This window comes from Dactylosporangium thailandense (genome assembly GCF_059739745.1).
Genome location: NZ_AP029195.1, coordinates 11,736,804 through 11,755,949 on the forward strand (window position 1 = coordinate 11,736,804; position 19,146 = coordinate 11,755,949).

At 72.3% G+C, this 19,146-nt stretch carries 13 protein-coding genes; 7 read left to right on the plus strand and 6 right to left on the minus strand.

Translation table 11 applies throughout. The features are described from left to right. The first annotated feature begins 57 nt into the window (after positions 1–57). Genes thiC through AC6JBM_RS52855 form a run of 3 tightly spaced genes read left to right on the plus strand, consistent with a single transcriptional unit; the run spans position 58 to position 3,444 of the window. Positions 58–1,566: a phosphomethylpyrimidine synthase ThiC gene (thiC, locus tag AC6JBM_RS52845; protein WP_497981040.1), complete on the plus strand. Its 1,509-nt coding sequence runs from the start codon at positions 58–60 to the stop codon at positions 1,564–1,566. A gap of 10 nt (positions 1,567–1,576) precedes the next feature. Further along, positions 1,577–2,293, plus strand: a complete 717-nt coding sequence (locus AC6JBM_RS52850) for a class I SAM-dependent methyltransferase (protein WP_497981041.1) — start codon at positions 1,577–1,579, stop codon at positions 2,291–2,293. Next, positions 2,290–3,444, plus strand: coding sequence for an alkaline phosphatase family protein (locus AC6JBM_RS52855; protein WP_497981042.1), 1,155 nt, complete (start codon positions 2,290–2,292; stop codon positions 3,442–3,444). The genes AC6JBM_RS52850 and AC6JBM_RS52855 overlap by 4 nt, the downstream gene beginning before the upstream one ends. 539 nt (positions 3,445–3,983) lie before the next feature. On the opposite strand, the gene AC6JBM_RS52860 is transcribed toward AC6JBM_RS52855, so the two are convergent. Then, entirely contained in the window at positions 3,984–4,442 is a 459-nt protein-coding gene (locus AC6JBM_RS52860; RefSeq protein WP_497981043.1) for a hypothetical protein, read from the minus strand. 67 nt (positions 4,443–4,509) lie between these two features. On the opposite strand from AC6JBM_RS52860, the gene AC6JBM_RS52865 reads away from it, so the two are divergent. Together AC6JBM_RS52865 and AC6JBM_RS52870 are read left to right on the plus strand one after the other, a co-directional pair. Beyond that, positions 4,510–5,817, plus strand: coding sequence for a DNA polymerase IV (locus AC6JBM_RS52865; RefSeq protein WP_497981044.1), 1,308 nt, complete (start codon positions 4,510–4,512; stop codon positions 5,815–5,817). Positions 5,818–5,980: 163 nt separating this feature from the next. Then, the gene (locus AC6JBM_RS52870; RefSeq protein ID WP_433079067.1) at positions 5,981–6,364 is read left to right on the plus strand and encodes an SCO2097 family morphological protein; all 384 of its coding nucleotides are present in this window, start codon (positions 5,981–5,983) and stop codon (positions 6,362–6,364) included. A 980-nt stretch (positions 6,365–7,344) separates the two neighbouring features. Here the strand turns inward: AC6JBM_RS52870 and AC6JBM_RS52875 are convergent. Genes AC6JBM_RS52875 through AC6JBM_RS52885 form a run of 3 tightly spaced genes read right to left on the minus strand, consistent with a single transcriptional unit; the run spans position 7,345 to position 12,175 of the window. Beyond that, complete coding sequence (locus tag AC6JBM_RS52875) at positions 7,345–9,834, minus strand: transglutaminase TgpA family protein (RefSeq protein ID WP_497981045.1); 2,490 nt, start codon at positions 9,832–9,834, stop codon at positions 7,345–7,347. After that, positions 9,831–11,129 carry a DUF58 domain-containing protein gene (locus AC6JBM_RS52880; RefSeq protein ID WP_350614835.1) on the minus strand — a complete coding sequence of 433 codons (1,299 nt, stop codon included), beginning with the start codon at positions 11,127–11,129 and terminating at the stop codon, positions 9,831–9,833. Before AC6JBM_RS52880 ends, AC6JBM_RS52875 begins: the two co-directional genes overlap by 4 nt. A 2-nt stretch (positions 11,130–11,131) precedes the next feature. Beyond that, positions 11,132–12,175, minus strand: a complete 1,044-nt coding sequence (locus AC6JBM_RS52885; protein WP_497981046.1) for an AAA family ATPase — start codon at positions 12,173–12,175, stop codon at positions 11,132–11,134. Positions 12,176–12,458: 283 nt separating this feature from the next. Between AC6JBM_RS52885 and AC6JBM_RS52890 the strand changes: the two genes are divergently transcribed. Beyond that, positions 12,459–13,844, plus strand: coding sequence for a serine/threonine-protein kinase (locus tag AC6JBM_RS52890; RefSeq protein ID WP_497981047.1), 1,386 nt, complete (start codon positions 12,459–12,461; stop codon positions 13,842–13,844). Between the two features lie 206 nt (positions 13,845–14,050). Continuing rightward, positions 14,051–16,906, plus strand: coding sequence for a leucine--tRNA ligase (gene leuS, locus AC6JBM_RS52895; RefSeq protein WP_497981048.1), 2,856 nt, complete (start codon positions 14,051–14,053; stop codon positions 16,904–16,906). A gap of 41 nt (positions 16,907–16,947) precedes the next feature. On the opposite strand, the gene AC6JBM_RS52900 is transcribed toward leuS, so the two are convergent. Both AC6JBM_RS52900 and AC6JBM_RS52905 read right to left on the minus strand, forming a co-directional pair. After that, complete coding sequence (locus AC6JBM_RS52900; protein ID WP_497981049.1) at positions 16,948–17,658, minus strand: type 1 glutamine amidotransferase; 711 nt, start codon at positions 17,656–17,658, stop codon at positions 16,948–16,950. Continuing rightward, positions 17,648–18,892: a Mur ligase family protein gene (locus AC6JBM_RS52905; protein WP_497981050.1), complete on the minus strand. Its 1,245-nt coding sequence runs from the start codon at positions 18,890–18,892 to the stop codon at positions 17,648–17,650. Before AC6JBM_RS52905 ends, AC6JBM_RS52900 begins: the two co-directional genes overlap by 11 nt. Between the last annotated feature and the right edge of the window lie 254 nt (positions 18,893–19,146).

Here is a 19,146-nt window from a genome sequence, read left to right on the forward strand (position 1 = left end):
CAGGCGCCAGTTCGCCGCTTCCTCAGGTCATCCATGCCCTTTTACGGGAGGTTTGTCATGAAACGCAAGGTTTTCGTCGAGGGAGTCCCGTTCGCCGAGGTCCAGCTCTCCGGCGACAACCCGCCCGTCCGGCTGTACGACACCTCCGGCCCGGTCAGCGACCCGCCGCTGCGCGCCGCGTGGATCGCCGAGCGCGGCCCGGTCGAGCGCACGCAGCTGCACTACGCGCGCCAGGGCGTGATCACCCGCGAGATGCGGTTCGCGGCGATCCGGGAGGGCGTCGAGCCGGAGCTGGTGCGCTCCGAGATCGCCGCCGGCCGGGCCATCCTGCCCAACAACGTCAACCACCCCGAGAGCGAGCCGATGGTGATCGGCTCCCGGTTCCTCGTGAAGGTCAACGCCAACATCGGCACCAGCGCCGTCTCCTCCGGCGTCGAGGAGGAGGTCGCCAAGCTGGCCTGGGCCACCCGCTGGGGCGCGGACACCGTCATGGACCTGTCCACGGGCCGGCACATCCACGCCACCCGCGAGGCGATCGTGCGCAACTCCCCGGTGCCCATCGGCACCGTGCCCATCTACCAGGCCCTCGAGAAGGTCGGCGGCGACCCGACGCGGCTGACGTGGGAGGCGTACCGCGACACGGTCATCGAGCAGGCCGAGCAGGGCGTCGACTACATGACCGTGCACGCCGGGGTGCTGCTGCGCTACGTGCCCATGACCGTCCGGCGGGTCACCGGCATCGTGTCCCGCGGCGGCTCGATCATGGCCGCCTGGTGCCTGGCCCATCACGAGGAGAACTTCCTCTACACCCACTTCGCGGAGCTGTGCGAGATCCTGGCGCGGTACGACGTCGCGTTCTCCCTCGGCGACGGGCTGCGCCCCGGCTCCATCGCCGACGCCAACGACGAGGCCCAGCTCGCCGAGCTCAAGACCCTGGGCGAGCTCACGAAGATCGCGTGGGCGCACGACGTGCAGGTCATGATCGAGGGGCCCGGCCACGTGCCCATGCACAAGATCAAGGAGAACGTGGACCTGCAGATGGAGTGGTGCCACGAGGCGCCCTTCTACACGCTCGGCCCGCTGACGACCGACATCGCGCCCGCCTACGACCACATCACCTCGGCGATCGGCGCGGCGATGATCGCGATGTACGGCACCGCGATGCTCTGCTACGTCACCCCCAAGGAGCACCTCGGGCTGCCCGACCGCGACGACGTCAAGGCCGGGGTCATCGCCTACAAGATCGCCGCGCACGCCGCCGACCTCGCCAAGGGCCACCCGGGCGCCCAGGCGTGGGACGACGCGCTGTCCAAGGCCCGGTTCGAGTTCCGCTGGGAGGACCAGTTCAACCTGGCCCTGGACCCGGACACGGCCCGCGCGTACCACGACGAGACCCTCCCGGCCGAGCCGGCCAAGACCGCGCACTTCTGCTCCATGTGCGGGCCCAAGTTCTGCTCCATGAAGATCAGCCAGGACCTGCGCGAGTACGCCGAGCTGGGCATGCGGCAGAAGTCCGAGGAGTTCGCCGAGACGGGCGGTCAGGTGTACCTGCCGCTGCTCCACTAAGGTCGTCTGGGTGGAGTCTTCTGCGCCCCGCACCGCCGTGGTCTGGCGGGTGCTGCGTGACGAGCTGGCCCGGGCCGCCCGGCCGCTGAACGCCCTCGACGTCGGCGGCGGCACCGGCGGCTTCGCCGTCCCGCTCGCGCAGGCCGGCCACACCGTCACCGTCGTCGACGCCAGCCCCGACGCGCTCGCCGCGCTCACCCGCCGCGCGGCCGAGGCCGGGGTGGGGGAGCGGGTCATCGCGGTGCAGGGCGACGGCGACGGCCTGGCCGACCTGGTCGCGCCGCAGAGCGTGGACCTGGTGCTCTGCCACAGCCTGCTCGAGGTCGTGGACGATCCGCACAAGGTCGTCGCCGCGCTCGCCGGGACCCTGCGCCCCGGCGGCGCGGCCAGCGTCGTGGTCGCCAACCGGGCCGCCGCGGTGCTGGCCCGCGCGATCGGCGGCCACCTCGCCGCCGCCTCGCTGCTCGTGGCCAGCCCCGACGGCCGGGGCGACGCCCGCGACCGGCTCCGCCGCCGCTACGACGCGCAGAGCGCCACCGCGCTGCTGGACGCGTGCGGCCTGGCCGTGGAGCAGGTGCACGGGGTGCGCGTCGTGGCCGACCTGGTGCCGGGCACCGTGGCCGAGAGCGAGCCCGAGGCGCTCGCCGCGTTCGAGCTGGCCCTGGCGGGGACGCCGCCGTACCGCGACATCGCGACCCAGCTCCACCTGCTCGCCCGCCGCACATGACCCCGGGCCTGCTCGACCCGATCGAGCCGCGCTACGGCCACGACAGCCTGGCCGACGTCATGCCCACGGCCCTGCACGCGCTCGGCGTCCCGGGGGAGCCGGACGCGCTGCACCTCGCCGGGGCGCTGGAGGGAGTGCGGCGCATCGCGGTGGTACTGCTGGACGGCCTGGGCTGGCACCAGCTGCCCCTGGCCGCGCCCGACGCGCCGACCATGACCGACATCGCCGAGGGCCGCCTCGGCCTCGCCCGCCCCATCACGTCCGGCTTCCCGTCCACGACCCCGGTCAGCCTGGTCACCCTCGGCACCGGCACCGCACCCGGCCGCCACGGCATCGTCGGCTTCAACCTGCACCGCCCCGGCACCGACCAGGTCGTCAACCACCTGCACTGGACGAACGAGCCCGACCCGGCCACCTGGCAGCCGGTGCCGACCGCGTTCACCCGGGCGAGCGAGGCCGGCCTGGCCCCGACCGTCGTGACCGACCCGAAGTTCGAGGGCACCGGGCTGTCCCTGTCGGCGTACCGCGGCGCGCGCCTCGGCCCCGGCGTGCGCCCGGACGCGATCGCCGACGAGATGCTGTCCGCGCTGGCCGAGTCCCGGCTCGTCTACGGCTACCTCAACGACGTCGACAAGGCCGGCCACGACTCGGGCATCGCCTCGCCCGACTGGCATCGCGCGGCCGCCGACGCCGACCGCCTCATCACCCGCCTCGTGGACGGCCTGCCCCCGGACACGGCCCTGATCGTGACCGCGGACCACGGCCAGCTCGACATCCCGGCCGACCGCCGCCTGGACCTCGACCGCGACGAGCGCCTGAGCGCAGGCGTGGCCCACGTGGCCGGCGAGGCGCGGGTCCGGTACCTGCACACGCTGCCGGGCGCCCGGCCGGACGTGCTGAGCGCGTGGCGCGACGTCCTGGGCGACCGCGCGTGGGTGGCCGAGCGCGACGAGGCCGTGGCGTCGGGCTGGTTCGGCCCCGTGCCCGAGTCCCACCTGCAGCGCATCGGCGACGTGGTGGTGGTGTGCCGCGAGCGCTGGGTCGTGATGGCGAGCGCACACGAGCCGGCGCGGCTGGCGGAGATGGTCGCCTTCCACGGCGCGAACACGACGGCGGAGATGGAGATCCCGTTGCTGGTCGTGCGCCGCTGAGCCCGGCTTCGCGCCGAGGGTTTTGCCGCTGAGCGCTTCCCCTCGCCGGTCGTTGGCCGCTGAGGGCGGTTTGCCTGCGCGGAGATGGTTCCCTCGCTGGTCGGCACCGCAGCGCACCGCTGGCCCGCTGCGGCGCTTCGCGCGAGTCTGGGCAGGCGCGACCGGGCGACCTGCGCCGCTGAGGGCGGTTTCGCGGGGGATTCCCTTGCGGGACGTGCGCTGCTGGGGCCTGCGTGGCTGAGTGCGGCTTTGCGCTGCTGCGGCTGCGCGGCTGAGGGCGGTTTCGCGGGGGAGATTCCCTCGCGGGACGTGCGCTGCTGGGGCGTGCGCTGCTGAGGGCGGTTTCGCGGGGGAGACTCTCTCGCGGGACGTGCGCCACTGAGCGCGGCGTCGCGCTGCTTGTCGGGCGCCGTTGAGCGCGGCTTGCGCTGCTGGTCGAGTGTCGCCGAGTCTTGGTTCTCGCGCTGCTGGGCGTGCGCCGATGAGCCGGTTTCCGCGCCGAAATGTCGGGCTTCGTCCCCCAGCCAGACATTTCGGATTTATACCCCGACGGGGTTTTTAGCAGGCGATTGTGCCGGTGTGGCCAGTAGCGCGGTCAGGTGGCGTACGTGCCGCGCCAGTTCCGCGCCCGGCGCCTCCGTGTGCCGCGCGACCAGGGCCAGCAGCTCGTCCCGGTCCGCGGCGACGATCACGCCCGGCGCGCCCGCCGCGGGATCGCCGGCGAGCACGGCGACGTCGGCCCGGCGCACGCCCAGCTGCCCCGCGCGGTTGACGAACGTCTCGCCCGGGATGAGCAGTGGCACGCGGCGGGCTCGGGTCCAGCCGGCGACGACCAGTACGGCGGCGGCTTGTTGGTTCATGGCTTTTGCCCAGCCGGCCGTCGGGGTGATCACCAGACCGGGGAAGACGCAGCCGGTCAGCGCCGGGTGCCGGCGGCGCAGCCCCTCGACGGCCGCGACGACCGGCGCCAGGGGCGAGGTCATCGCGACGTGAGCCATACCCGGAAGGTAAGGCAAACCTAAGTTCTCGTCAATATTGTCAGGGGGTCCCGCTAAGGTTCGCGATGTGGGGCGAAGTCAGGTGGTACCACGCGGAGGCGCCGGCGAGTTCGGGCCGCACGCCGACGACACGGGCTGCACCGTGCTGCACGTCGACATGGACGCGTTCTACGCGTCGGTGGAGATCCGGCGGCGGCCCGACCTGCGCGGCAAGCCCGTCGTCGTCGGCGGGGCGGGGCCGCGCGGGGTCGTGTCCGCGGCGAGCTACGAGGCGCGCAAATACGGCGTGCGCAGCGCGATGCCGGGCAGCCGGGCCCAGCGCCTGTGCCCGCACGCGGTGTTCCTGCCGCCGGACTTCGCGGCCTACACGGAGGCTTCCCGCGCCGTGATGGCGATCTTCCGCGACGTCACGCCGCTGGTCGAGCCGCTCTCCCTCGACGAGGCGTTCCTCGACGTCGCCGGGGCGCTCAAGCTGCTCGGGCGCCCGGCCGAGATCGCCGCGCTGATCCGCCGCCGGGTCGCGCAGGAGCAGCGGCTCACGTGCTCCGTCGGGGTGGCCGGCACCAAGTTCCTGGCCAAGCTCGGCTCCACCCGCGCCAAGCCCGACGGGATGGTGGTGGTCCCGCGCTCGCGCGAGCTCGAATACCTGCACCCGCTGCCCGTCGAGGCGCTGTGGGGCGTCGGCGAGCGCACGGCCGAGCATCTCCAGCGGCTCGGGCTCAAGACCATCGGCGACCTCTCGGCCGCCCCGGTCGGCCTCCTGCGCTCCGCCGTCGGCGAGGCCGCGGCCCGTCATCTGCACGAGCTGTCCTGGGCCCGTGACCCCCGACGGGTGATTCCCGACCATGTGGAAAAGTCCATCGGCGCCGAGACGACCTTCGACGTCGACGTCAGCGACCTGTCGACCATCCGACGCGCGATGCTCGCCCTGTCCGGCAAGGTCGCCGAGCGCCTCCGCCACGCCGGGCAGGCCGGCCGGACGGTCTCGGTCAAGATCAGGCTCGCCGATTTCCAGACCCTGAGCCGATCACGCACGGTAGACGTCCCCACCGACGTCGCCCGCGAGATCTTCGAGCTCGGCTGGGCGTTGTTCCAGGCCGCACGCCCAGGCGAGCGAATCCGGCTCATCGGCGTGCGCGTCGAGGGCCTCGTCCACGCCGACGGGGCGCCCCGGCAGATGACGCTGGGTGAGCGCGACCACGGCTGGCGAGAGGCCGAACGCGCCGCCGACGCGGTCGCCGCGCGCTTCGGCCGGGGCCTCGTCAAGCCCGCCAGCCTGCTCCGCGGTGACGGAATGCGTACCGACGGAAACGGAGCCGCACCGCGCGGGGAGGGGGCAACCGGGTCCCCGAGAGGCCACAATGGAAGGACATAGGGGCCACCTCTTCGGGAAGTTGGTCGGAAAATCGGCACGGCCGGACCATCGTCCCGCTTTCCGACGCGTTGACCCCCTCGTAAACTTGCCAGTACGCAGCCGTCCGGCTGTGCCGGACCGCCGGCCCGCCCAGGGCCGGCCTTCGCGACCGGGGAGGAGTGCCGTGCCGCTCTCGGAGCACGAGCAGCGGCTGTTCGAGCAGATCGAGCGGTCGCTAGCCGAGGATCCCAAGTTCGCTTCGGCGGTGCGCGCCACCGACCCGCGGTTCCATGCCAAGCGCCGGATGATCGCCGCAGGGATCCTGCTGCTGGCCGGCATGGCGCTGCTTGTCTACGGTGTCGCCATTTCCATTCCACTCCTCGGCGTCGGCGGCTTCCTGGTGATGCTGTGCGCCTTGGCGTTCGGCGTCCAGGCCTACCGCCGGGGCCAGTCCACGGACCTGCACGCGGTAGGCGGGACGGCCACGCGCCGCACCCGCCAGCGCCGCGGCGGGCTGGTGGACCGTCTCGAGGAACGCTGGCGCCGCCGCCCCGAGGGCGACCTCTGACGGTCGCCTGAGCGGGCACGGGCCTGAGGGCGACCGCTTGCGGTCGCCCACCACCGCGGTGGATGGCCCGCCTGGCTGCACCATGCCCTGACACCGCCTGGCACGCGGCCCGGTGTCGAGGGTGATCCGCTTCGCCGCGCCTCCGTTCTTCCGCCGCGCCTCTGTGCCGCTCCTCCCGGCGAGCCACGATCACCGCGTGGCGGCGCCCCAAGCCGACCGTCCGTGACGTCCCGGGGCCGGCTCCATCCTCCGCGGCGCGGCCACCGTGACGGCCGAGCGCAGAATCCGCGCTCAAGGCCGTACGCCGCGACATCGCACTTCCGTCCCGTTGGCTTGAGGGGCGCGGCTGCCGCGCCGGCACTGGCGGCGGTGCTGTTGGATCGGCGACAGTGAAATTGCGCGGCTGCGGCTTGTCGGACAGTTGCTTCGGGGGCTCGCAGCGGACGCCGGTGCGATCTTCCCCGGCAGGTTGAGGTGGGCTGGACGGCGGCTGTGCCGGGGCGATTTCCGCAGGTCCGTGGATGCGTCGCAGCTTCTCCGCATGCCGCCGCACCAAGCCCCAATTACGCCGCCGCTGCGCTTCCTGACGGAATTCATCCTTCCCCGGCCACCAATTCCTGACCTTCGTACGATCCCGCATAGCAGCCAATTCCCGAGAACTGAACAACTGCATCTGCCCCATACCAAGAATTATCCCGGAATGCGATCGGAACCATGATCCCGGACCACGCCGAGGCGCAAATGGCGAACATAATGGAACCGGGACCACCGAATGATGACCCGCACGGACCAGGCACATTCACAACGGCCTAGAGGAATGCCCGGTGGGCAACGACGCCGCTGAACCACGCTTACTCACCGGCCGTGCCTCCGGCGAAGTAAGCCTGTTCCGGCCAGCCAACGACCGCCAGCGCCCAGCTCATCGAGCAAAAACGGGCCGCCCCCCGCGAACAGGGGAGCGGCCCGAAGAACGGCAACGACTACTCCACGCGCCGAGCCACAATCCGCCGCACGCTCAAGGTCCGCATCAACGCGTCCCACCCGCGCCCGACGGCGACAGCCGCCCCACCAGTGCCGGCCGAGAACCGCGTACGCCACCGCCGCAGGACCGACGGCGGCAGGAACCGGGCGAGGAGCCGGACCTTGCGCGTCGCGTTCGAGGCGAAGGCCGACTCCACCGACGTGATCGCCGAGCGCAACTCGCGCCCGGTGAGCGGCTGCCGGGCATAGCGCGCGTGCTCCTCCGCGGTCGAGATGAGCCGCGCCCCCGACTCGGCCGCGTCGCGCAGGTGCTCCTTCTTGACCAGGCGGTCGACCGTCGCGCGGGGCGTCTCGGCCTCGTCGATCGGCACGCGGTAGTCGACCATCGTGTCGATGAGCTCGTCCCACGCCCGGTGGGCGTCCTCCCGGGCCGCGCCGAGCACGCGTTCGTCCGGGATGACGGTCATGGCCGGGCCGTCGCCGTTGGGGATCGGTGTCGCGGCCGGCATCGCCGCGGCGAAGGCGAGCCGGCGCTGGCGGGTGCGGGAGCGGGCCAGGGCCGGCGTCGCCAGCAGCAGGGCCAGCAGGACCACGGCGAGGAGCACGATGCCCGCCACGCTGGTCAGGAAGTTCCCCACGCGGACCAGGGCCGCCACGTCGGTGGACTTGGCGTCGGCGTTGGTGTCGCCCGGGTTGTCGTGGGTGTCGGTCTGGGCCGCCGGCGCGGAGGCGTCGGCCTGCGGGCCACCGCGGTCGTTGCCGGGCCGGTCGACGTCGTCGTTGCCCGTCACGGCGCCGGGGGCGGGCAGGTACGAGGCCGTGACGCTGCCGTTGATCCACGTCGACGGCGTCGCGTCGAACGGCAGCCAGCCGTAGCCGGGGAAGTACACCTCGGTCCAGGCGTGCAGGTTGAAGTTGGTCAGCGTCATCGTCCGGTCGGTGGTCTTGCCGCCGCGGGCGAAGCCGAACGCGACCCGGGAGGGGATCTTCGCCTCGCGCAGCATCCAGCCGAAGGCGGCCGCGTACTGGGCGCAGTACCCGCGCTTGTTCTGCAGGAAGTCCGCGATCTTGGTGCCGCTGGTGTCCGGGCCGGTCGTGATGTCGTACTGGAACCCGTTCGCGGTCGAGAAGAAGTCGAAGAGCGCCTTGACCTTGTCGTACTCGTTCGTCTTGCCCTTGATGGTCTCGTCGACCTTGCTCTTGACGTACGGGTTGCTCGGGGCCGTCATCAGGTCCTTGAGCAGCGGGTCGTTCGCGTTGATCGGCCCGGCCTGGCGCAGCTGGTCCGGGGTGATGTCCGGGCGCTGGTACGTGACCGAGTAGGTCTTCTTGGCGGTCGTGTCCTTGCCGGAGTACACGACGGCCGTCTTCGGGTCGAAGGCCCACTGGTTGCTGAGCCGGTCGATCTTGGTCGGCCAGGTGTAGATCGGCATGTACGAGATCGCGAGCTCGTTGCTGACCTCGATCTTCGCCGTGTGCGTCTCCGTCTTCACCGACGAGCCCCACTCCGGCTTGCCGAAGCCGTTGCTCACCGGCGCGCCGCCGCTGATCGGGCGCAGCGCGAAGCCCTTCGAGTTCAGGTCCTCGAGCACGCTGAAGCGCAGGTAGAACGGGTGGTCGTCGTCGACGTTGGTCACCTTGACCATGTCGACGGACTGGTTGCGGTTGAGCTGGCCGGACAGCAGCGCGAACATGCTGACCTGCTTGCCGTTGCGGCCGTTGCCGATCCCGCTGCCCCCGGAGCCCGCGCCGTTGCCGAGGCTGTCGAGCACGCCGGCCGGCATCGCGAACGGCACCAGTGGGATGAGCAGGGCGGCGGCGACACTGACCGCGCCGAGGCGCTGGCCGGCCGCGGCGAGCGGCGAGGGCTCCCAGAGGTCCACGTCGCGCCCGTCGCCGGTGAAGCGGCGGCCGAAGCGGCGCACCCGGTCGACGTTGTCGGTGACCAGCAGCCAGAGGAAGCCCACGGCGCCGAGCGCGAAGGGGAACCACGCGGTCGTCTCGGTGTCGACGGTGACCGGCACCGAGTAGATCGCGAGCATCGGCAGGCCGGCCAGCGCGGGCCGGCGCAGGACCACCGCGAAGAGGTCGACGATCAGCGCGACCGCGGCGACGCCGAGCGTGGCCAGGAACAGGAAGCTCTCGCGGTCACCGACGGGGATGGCGTACTGGCTCATCTCCTCCGACGCCGTGCGCAGCAGCTGCCCGAAGTGGACGATGGTGCCCGGCGACGGGATGATCCCGAGGAACTCCTCGTGGCTGCGGTACAGCCAGGTCAGCGACAGCAGCGCGGCGACGGCCATCGCCGCCGTCGGTGCCCAGGCCGGGGCCCGCAGGCTGCGCACCAGCAGCCCGACCCCGCACATGACCGCGACCACCAGAAACGACCGGATCGCCCACGTGTAGTGATCGAAGACGTTGATCAGCGGCAGCGACGCGAGGAACGCGGCGCCGGCCGCGATCAGCGTCAGATGCTTGCGCTGGTTCACCGGACTCCTCCAGCCACGCTTTCGGCGGACGCGGCCCGCCAGGCGAAGCCCTGCGACCCCCGCCCGGTCTGCGGCCACAGCGCGGACAGTTTCGCCCCGTGCGGCACCTCGACGACCCGCCACCCGCTGCGCAGCAGCGCGAGCGACGCCACGCCGTGTGCGCGGTCGGCCTCCTCGCGCGCCGTCGTCGGCAGGTTCAGCCAGGTCGACGAGTCGATGAACAGCGCGACGCAGGTCGCGTTGTTGGAGCGGAACGAGGCCAGCAGCTCCGCCTCGGCCGAGGACAGCAGCCCGAAGATGCCGATGATCAGGCCGCCATCGCTGCGCCGCCGGACGCGCTCGATCAGGGCCGCGATGTCGCCGCGCTGGGCCAGCCGCACGTCGGCGAGCTGGTCGAGCAGCGGGCCGTCGCCGTCGATCTCGGTCGCGTCGACGTCCACGCCGGCGTCGGTGACGAGCCGCATCTTGTACCCCGCATGCCGCAGGTGCACCGCGATGCTCGCGGCCGCCGAGACTGCCCACTCGAAGCTCGCCGTCGGGCCCTCGCCGCGGTGGGCGGTGGAGCGCGTGTCGAGCACGACCGTGGCGCGGCTCTCCCACGGCTGCTCCTCGCGGCGCACCATGAGCTCGCCGGTGCGGGCGGTGGAGCGCCAGTGCACCCGGCGCAGGTCGTCGCCGTAGCGGTACTCCCGCGTCGCCGCGTCGTCCTCGCCGTGCACGGCGACGGACCGGGCGCGGCTCTCGCCGGACCCGGCGAACTCGCCGGCCAGGCGCACCGACGGCAGCGGCACCACCTGCGGGATGACGGTGAGGCGGTCCACGGACGGGAAGGCCCGGGTCAGCTCGCACAGGCCGAACGGGTCGGTCAGGCGCACCACCAGCGGGCCGACCTCGTAGCGGCCGCGCACGTCGGCGCGCACGGTGTAGGCCACGGAGCTGGCCTGGTGCGCGCCGAGCCGCTCCAGCACCAGCCGCGGCCGGGAGCCCAGCGCGTAGGGCAGCCGGTCCTCCAGCAGCATCGTGCCGGTGGGCATCCGGGAGAGGTTCTGCAGGCGCAGGATGACCCGCGCGCTCGCGCCGACCTGGACGCGGTGCGGGTCGAGCGTGCGGCTGCACGACAGGCGGTAGCGGGTCCGCCCGACGTACGCCGCGGACAGCAGCGGCAGCGCGGCCAGCAGCAGCGCCACGCGCAACAGGTCGCGTTCGCCGAGGATGAGCGCGGCGATGAGGGCCGCTGCGGCGGCGGCCAGGAAACTACGACCCCGGGTGGTGAGCCCCCGCAGCGCCTCTCGCATGCTCAGCGGCCCCCGTACTGCTGGGGCCGCTGCGGCCGCGTGTCGTAGGGATTGCGCTGGGGCCGGTCGGACGGCAGGGGCAGCCGGTGCACCAGCTCGGCGATGATCGCGTCGGTGGTCCGCCGGGACAGCTGGGCCTCGGCCGTCGGGATCACGCGGTGGGCGAGCACCGGCACGGCCAGCGCCTGCAGGTCGTCGGGGAGCACGAACTCGCGGCCCTCGATGGCGGCGACGGCCCGGGCGGTGCGCAGCAGCTGCAGCGTGGAGCGCGGGGAGGCGCCGAGGCGCAGCTCGCCGGACTCGCGGGTGGCGGTGACGATGTTGACCGCGTACTGCTTCACCGCGTCGGCGACGTGCACATCGCGCACCGTGGCGATCATCCGGCGCATCATGCTCGCGTCGGAGACGGGCGCGAGGTCGTCGAGCGCGTCGTGACGGCCGTGCACGTCGAGCATGGCCAGCTCGGCGCCCATGTCGGGGTAGCCCATCGCGATGCGGGCGGTGAACCGGTCGCGCTGGGCCTCGGGCAGCGGGTAGGTGCCCTCCATCTCGATCGGGTTCTGCGTCGCGACGACCATGAAGGGCACCTGCAGCGGGTAGGTCGCGCCGTCGACGGTGACCTGCCGCTCCTCCATGCTCTCCAGCAGCGCCGACTGCGTCTTCGGCGAGGCGCGGTTGATCTCGTCGCCGACGACGATGTTCGCGAACACCGCGCCCGGCTTGAACTCGAAGTCGCGCGTCTCCTGGTTGTAGACGCTCACGCCGGTGACGTCGCTGGGCAGCAGGTCGGGCGTGAACTGGATGCGCCGGACCGAGCAGTCGATCGAGCGCGCGAGCGCCTTGGCCAGTTTGGTCTTGCCGACGCCGGGAACGTCTTCGATGAGGAGATGGCCCTCAGCGAGCAGCACCGCCAGGGCGAGCCGCACCGTGGCGGTCTTGCCCTCGATGACCTGCTCGATGTTGGCGACGATCGCATCAGTCGCGGCACGGAACTCCGGCGGTGGTAGCGGGGCGCCGAGTTCCTCGAATGTGCGGTGCCTGGTCAACTGGCCTCCTCATGGTCGTGCCGTGGCCACCGTTAGGTGTAAGACCCACAGGTGAACCGCTCGGTTGCAGGAAAACGTTGTCATCAGATTGCAACCGAGCCGTTGTTATCCCCTCAGGCTAGCCGGGGAATTGACATGTCGCCGGACGGAAATACGTCTATAACGGACATCCCGCCCGCCTGGTCGGCGGTACTTTTTTGGACGCCCGGACGTACCCCTGCAAAACCCTGGCAAACGGGCGGCTGGAGTGCCGTGGTGCGTCTTGTGGGGGCAGACTGACAGCGTGGACGCAGGGCAGCTTCTCAACGGGCGGTACCTCCTCGTCGAGCGGCTGGGGGCGGGCGGCATGTCCGTCGTGTGGCGCGCCCGCGACGAGGTCCTCGACCGCGACGTCGCGGTCAAGGTGCTCAACGCCCGCCTGGTCCCGGACGCGGAGTGGCGCCGGCGCATCCGGCTGGAGGCGCGCGCGGCCGCACGGCTGACGCATCCGAACATCACCAATGTGTACGACTACGGCGAGACTTCGGATCAGGTGCCGTTCGTCGTCATGGAACTGCTGCGCGGCCGGACCCTCGCCCAGCGCCTCCAGGACGGGCCGCTGCCGCCCGCCGCCGCGCTGCGCATCTGCGCCGAGGTCGCGGCCGGGCTGGCCGCCGCGCACGCCGAGGACCTGGTGCACCGCGACGTCAAGCCGGCCAACGTCGTCCTCACGCCCGACGCGGCCAAGATCCTCGACTTCGGCATCGTCGGGTTCGTCGGCGGCCCGGACCTGGACGAGGGCTCCGAGCAGGTCCTCGGCACCCCGGCCTACCTGGCCCCCGAGCGGCTCACGGGCGGGGAGATCACGCCGGCCAGCGACGTCTACGCGTTCGGGCTGCTGCTCTTCCGCTGCCTGACCGGCCGCCTGCCGTGGGACTTCGAGACCACCACCCAGATGGTGCTGGCCCACATGACCGTCGCCCCGGCGCCGCTGCCGGATCTGCCCGGCCTGCCCGAGGACGTGCGCGAGCTGTGGGCGCAGTGCCTGGCCAAGGAGCCGCGGGAGCGCCCGGACGCCGCGGCCGTCGCGACCCGGCTGGCCCTGGCGGCCGGGATCGTGCCGCGCGGTTCGGCGCTGCCGCGGGAGCCGGTCACCCGTGTCGCCCCGCTCGACGGCCCCACCGAGCTGGTCGAGCCCGCGGGCGCGCGCCGGCGCGCGCTGCTCGGCGTCGGTGCCCTGGTCGCGATCGCCGCGCTGCTGACCGGCGTGGCCCTGCGCGGCTCGGACGACGACCCGGCCGCCACCGCCGCGGACCCGGCCCGCCCGGCCCCGGTCGTTCCTTATTCCTCTGCCCCCGATTTCGACGCCCCCGATTTCGACGCCCCCGTTTCCGGCGCCCCCTCGCAGGAGCCGCAGGCGCCCCCGCCCTCGGCCGACCTGCCCGTGACCACGCCCGGGGGGCGGGCGGTGCCGAGCATCGACGTGGCGACCCGCGGGGGTGTGGTGGTCGCGGCGTGCGCGGGGAAGAAGATCACCGTGCTGCGGGTGATGCCCGCGGCCGGCGTCGAGCTAGTGCAGGCCGACCTGGGCCTGCACATGAAGGCCCGGGTCGAGTTCCGCAAGCAGGGGCAGCGGCTGCGCTACGACGTGGCCTGCGAGGGTGGGTCACCGATGGCAAGCGTGCACTGACAGAGCGTGACCGCTCGATGGGCGGGCCCGAATTCGGGTTGGGAGCTGCGGTACACTGCGGATATGACCCGGGTAGTCCGGCTTCTTAGCGAGCCGTGCTGACGCGAACACACCTCGCGACGGCACGGCGACCCCTCCTGCGTGAGGGGTTTTTTCATGCCCGGACAATGCTAGGGAATTCCGAGACCTGAGGTGGCGACGAAGTCATGAGCGAGGCAGTGACCGACGGAGCGGTCGACATCCCGCCGTACCGGTACACCGCGGCGATGGCGGCGGACATCGAGGCGTGCTGGCAGGACTACTGGTCCGAGCACGGCACCTTCCACGCGCCGAACCCGACCGGCCCGCTCAGCGACCCGAACCACCCGCGGGCCGGGGCGCCGAAGCTGTACGTGATGGACATGTTCCCCTATCCGTCGGGCGCCGGCCTGCACGTCGGGCACCCGCTGGGGTACATCGGCACCGACTGCTACACGCGGTACTTCCGCATGGCCGGCTACAACGTGCTGCACCCGATGGGCTTCGACTCGTTCGGCCTGCCCGCGGAGCAGTACGCGGTGCAGACGGGCACCCACCCGCGCACCACGACCGAGGCGAACATCGAGCGGTACCGCAGCCAGCTGCGCCGCCTGGGTCTGGCCTACGACGACCGGCGCAGCGTCGCCACCACGGACACCGAGTTCTACCACTGGACCCAGTGGATCTTCCTGCAGATCTTCAACTCGTGGTTCGACCCCGAGCAGGCCAAGGCCCGCCCGATCGAGGAGCTGATCGAGGAGTTCGCGGCCGGCACCCGCCCGGTGCCCGGCTCGGACGAGGGCGCCCGCGACTGGGACTCGCTGAGCGCGGCCGAGCGGCGCCGGATCGTCGACGAGCACCGGCTGGCCTACATCACCGAGGCCCCCGTCAACTGGTGCCCGGGCCTGGGCACGGTGCTGGCCAACGAGGAGGTCACCCCGGACGGGCGCAGCGAGCGCGGCAACTTCCCGGTCTTCAAGCGCAACCTGCGCCAGTGGATGATGCGGATCACCGCCTACGGCGACCGGCTGCTGGACGACCTGGACCGGCTGGACTGGCCCGAGAAGGTCAAGTCCATGCAGCGCAACTGGATCGGCCGCTCGCGCGGCGCCCACGTGGACTTCGCCACCGCGGCGGGCACCCCGATCCGGGTCTTCACCACGCGCCCCGACACCCTGTTCGGCGCGACGTACGTGGTGCTGGCCCCCGAGCACGCCATGGTCGACGAGCTGGTGCCCGCGGCCTGGCCCGAGGGCGTGAATGAGAAGTGGACCGGCGGGGCCGCGACCCCGGCCGAGGCCGTCGCCGCCTACCGCGCGTTCGCCGCGTCGAAGTCCGACGTCGAGCGCCAGGCCGACGCCAAGGAGAAGACCGGCGTCTTCACCGGGGCCTACGCGACGAACCCGGTCGACGGGCGGGAGGTGCCGGTCTTCATCGCCGACTACGTGCTGGCCGGCTACGGCACCGGCGCCATCATGGCGGTGCCCGGGCAGGACGAGCGCGACTGGGAGTTCGCCGAGGTCTTCGAGCTGCCGATCATCCGCACGGTCCAGCCGTCCGCCGACTTCCCGGCCGACGGCAAGGCCTACACCGGCGACGGCCCCGCGATCAACTCGTCGTTCCTGAACGGCATGGGCGTCGCGGAGGCCAAGTCCTCGATCATCGACTGGCTGGAGGAGAACGGCCACGGCGTCGGCGCCATCACCTACCGGCTGCGCGACTGGCTGTTCAGCCGGCAGCGGTACTGGGGCGAGCCGTTCCCGATCGTGTGGGACCAGGACGGGATGCCCGTCGCGCTGCCCGAGGCGATGCTGCCCGTCGTGCTGCCCGAGGTCGAGGACTTCTCGCCGCGCACGTTCGACGTCGACGACGCCGACAGCATGCCGGAGACGCCGCTGTCGCGGGCCAAGGAGTGGGTCGAGGTGACCCTGGACCTGGGCGACGGGCCGAAGACGTACACCCGCGAGACCAACGTCATGCCGCAGTGGGCGGGCTCGAGCTGGTACGAGCTGCGCTACCTGGACCCGGCCAACGCCACGAAGATGGTCGACCCGGCCAACGAGCGGTACTGGATGGGCCCGCAGCAGCCGGGCGACGTCGGCGGCGCCGACCTGTACGTGGGCGGCGTCGAGCACGCGGTGCTGCACCTGCTGTACGCGCGCTTCTGGCACAAGGTGCTGTTCGACCGCGGCTACGTGAGCTCGCAGGAGCCGTTCCGCAAGCTGTTCAACCAGGGTTACATCCAGGCGTACGCGTTCAAGGACGCCCGCGGCGTGTACGTCGAGGCCGAGCGGGTCCGGGAGGGCGCCGGCGGCAAGTACTACTACGGTGAGCAGGAGGTCACCCGGGAGTACGGCAAGATGGGCAAGTCCCTGAAGAACGTCGTGACGCCCGACGAGATGTGCGAGCGCTACGGCGCGGACACCTTCCGGGTGTACGAGATGTCGATGGGGCCGCTGGACGTCTCCCGCCCCTGGGAGACCCGCGCGGTCGTCGGCGCCCAGCGCTTCCTGCAGCGCGTCTGGCGGCTGGTCGTGGACGAGCAGAACGACGCCACCCGCGTGAGCGACGAGGCGCTGGACGACGAGACGCGCCGGCTGCTGCACCGGGTCATCGACGGCGTGCGGGGCGACATCGAGGAGATGCGCTTCAACACGGCCATCGCCAAGATGATCGAGCTGACCAACCGGGTCACCCAGGTCTCCGCCGCGGGCACCCCGCGCGAGGTCGCCGACCCGCTGGTCCGCCTGATCGCGCCGTTCGCCCCGCACCTGGCCGAGGAGCTGTGGCAGCGGCTGGGCAACGAGACCTCGGTCGCCTACGCGGACTTCCCGGTCGCCGACCCGGCCTACCTGGTGGCCGAGTCGGTGACGATCCCGGTGCAGGTCAACGGCAAGGTGCGCGGCAAGGTCGACATCGCCGCGGACGCCGACGAGGAGACGGTCCGCGCGGCCGCCCTGGACGCGGTGGCCGAGCAGCTGGCCGGCAAGACCCCGAAGAAGGTCATCGTGGTCAAGGGCCGCATGGTCTCGGTCGTGATCTGAAACGCGGTTGGGGCCCCGGCGACGGGGCCCCAGCGCGGGACCTACTTGGCGACGGCGGCCAGGCGCTCGTTGCGCAGGGCCGTCGGCCAGCGGTCGTCGATCGGCTCCATGGTCATCCCGGTCGCCCAGCGCAGCAGCAGGTCCGCGATCGCGGGGTTGCGGGCCAGGGCCGGGCCGTGCGAATACGTGCCCAGGATCCGGCCGTTCCAGGCGCCCTCGGACTGCCCGTCGTTGCCGATGCCGGTGGTCACCTTGGCCAGCGGCTTCACGCCCGGGCCGAGGTGGGTGCGCCCGCCGTGGTTCTCGAAGCCGGTCAGCGCCGGCAGGCCCAGCGCCGGGTGCATATCCCCGGCCAGCTCGCCCACCGCGCGGGTCTCGCCCCGGTCGGAGTCGATGTCCAGCAGGCCCAGGCCCGGGTACTTCGCCCCCTTCGCGAAGAACGAGTGCCCCATGAGCTGGTAGCCCGCGCACACCGCGAACACCGTCGCGCCCCGCTCCACGGCCCGGTGCAGGTTGCCGTCGGCGGCCAGGCGCTGAGCGGCCAGGGCCTGCGGGCCGTCCTCGCCGCCGCCGATGAGGTAGACGTCCCCGTCGGCCGGCACCGGCTGGTCCGCGCGCACCTCGGCGCACTCCACCGGCAGCCCGCGCAGGTCGGCGCGGCGGGCCAGGATGAGCAGGTTGCCCCGGTCGCCGTAGGTGGACAGCAGGTCCGGGTACAGCCAGATCAGGCGCAGGTGCGACTCAGTTGACACGGTCCAGCTCCGCTCGGATGTCCTGGAAGGCGGTGTAGTTGGCGATGACCTCGAGCCGCCCCGGCGGCACGAGCGAGAGCGCCTGCCCGAACGAGCGCACGTGCTCGAACGGCACCTCGTTGACCTCCAGCCGCACCGCCAGGTCCATGGCCCGGTCGCCGGTGATGAGCACCCTGCGGCCGCGCAGCGGGGAGAAGTCGACGTCGTACAGCCAGGACGTGTCGGCCCCGTCGGGGTCCCGGGCGTTGATGCCGAGCAGCGTGGGGACGTCCTCGGCCATGTCGAACGACTCCAGCCAGCCGGCCGGGTTCTTGGCCAGCAGCAGCCGGATGACCCGCCCGTCGCGGTGCACCGTGGCGTAGCGGCCGGCCACCGAGGCGACCTTGGCCAGCTCCGGCACCGCCTTGGCCGGCGGCACCCCGAACTGCGCGGCGACGGCCAGGGCGGTCGCGGCGTTCGCGCGGTTCACCCGGCCCGGCAGCTGCAGCGTGATCTGGTGGTACGTCCCGGTGTTGTCGACGACGCCGTCCCCGGACACCGTCCAGTGGGGGACCGGCCGGCTCAGGTTGCCCTCGACGCAGGCCCACTGCTCGCCGTTGCGCTCGATGGACCCGCCGCACTCCGGGCACACCCAGGAGTCGTCGTGGAAGCGCTGGCCCGCGGCGACCCACGTCACCGCCGTGCCCTGGGCCACGGCCTTGCCCGCGGCCCACACGACCATCGGGTCGTCGGCGTTGGCCACGATGTGCAGCCCGCGGCCGGGCAGCGCGTCGCGCCACAGGGCCGCCATCATGGCGACCTCCTTGGCCCGGTCCAGCTGGTCGCGGCTCAGGTTCAGCAGCGCGACGACCCGCGGCCTGGTCTGGTCGAGCACCTGCTTGAGGTAGTGCTCGTCGACCTCCAGCACCGCATACGGCGTCGCGCCCGCCTTGGCCAGCGCCGAGGTGTGCCCGGTCGGCATGTTGGCGCCGAGGCTGTTGGTGGCCACGTCGCCCAGCACGCCCATCGCGGCCGCGGTCAGGCGCGTGGTCGTCGTCTTGCCGTTGGTGCCGGAGATCAGCGCGATCTCCCGGCCCGCGGCGAGCTCGGCGAGCAGGTTCGGGTCGACCATGAGGCCGATCCGGCCGCCGATGACCGAGCCGTCGCCCCGTCCGGTGGCGCGTGACAGCGCGGCGGCGCCGCGCGACAGTGAGGTGGCGAGCTTGGCCCGCATCGGCAGCTTGTTGTCCGTCATCTCGCTTCCACGGTGTCCGGCGATGCGCTGACCCTACCCGGCCCGCGCGACACCCCCAACGGGTCCACCGGCGAACCGCCCGGACCCGCGCGCTCCACACCGCTCCCCGGGTTCCCCCATTTTCCTCCACCCGAAACCCCGGACGCGCCGAGTGTGTGGAGATGTCCGGCCAAGAGGGCGATATGTCCGAATCCTGGAGCCGGTGGAACCGCCTCCCCCGATCGGGCACGCCCGGGCTCCTCCACCAGGCTCCA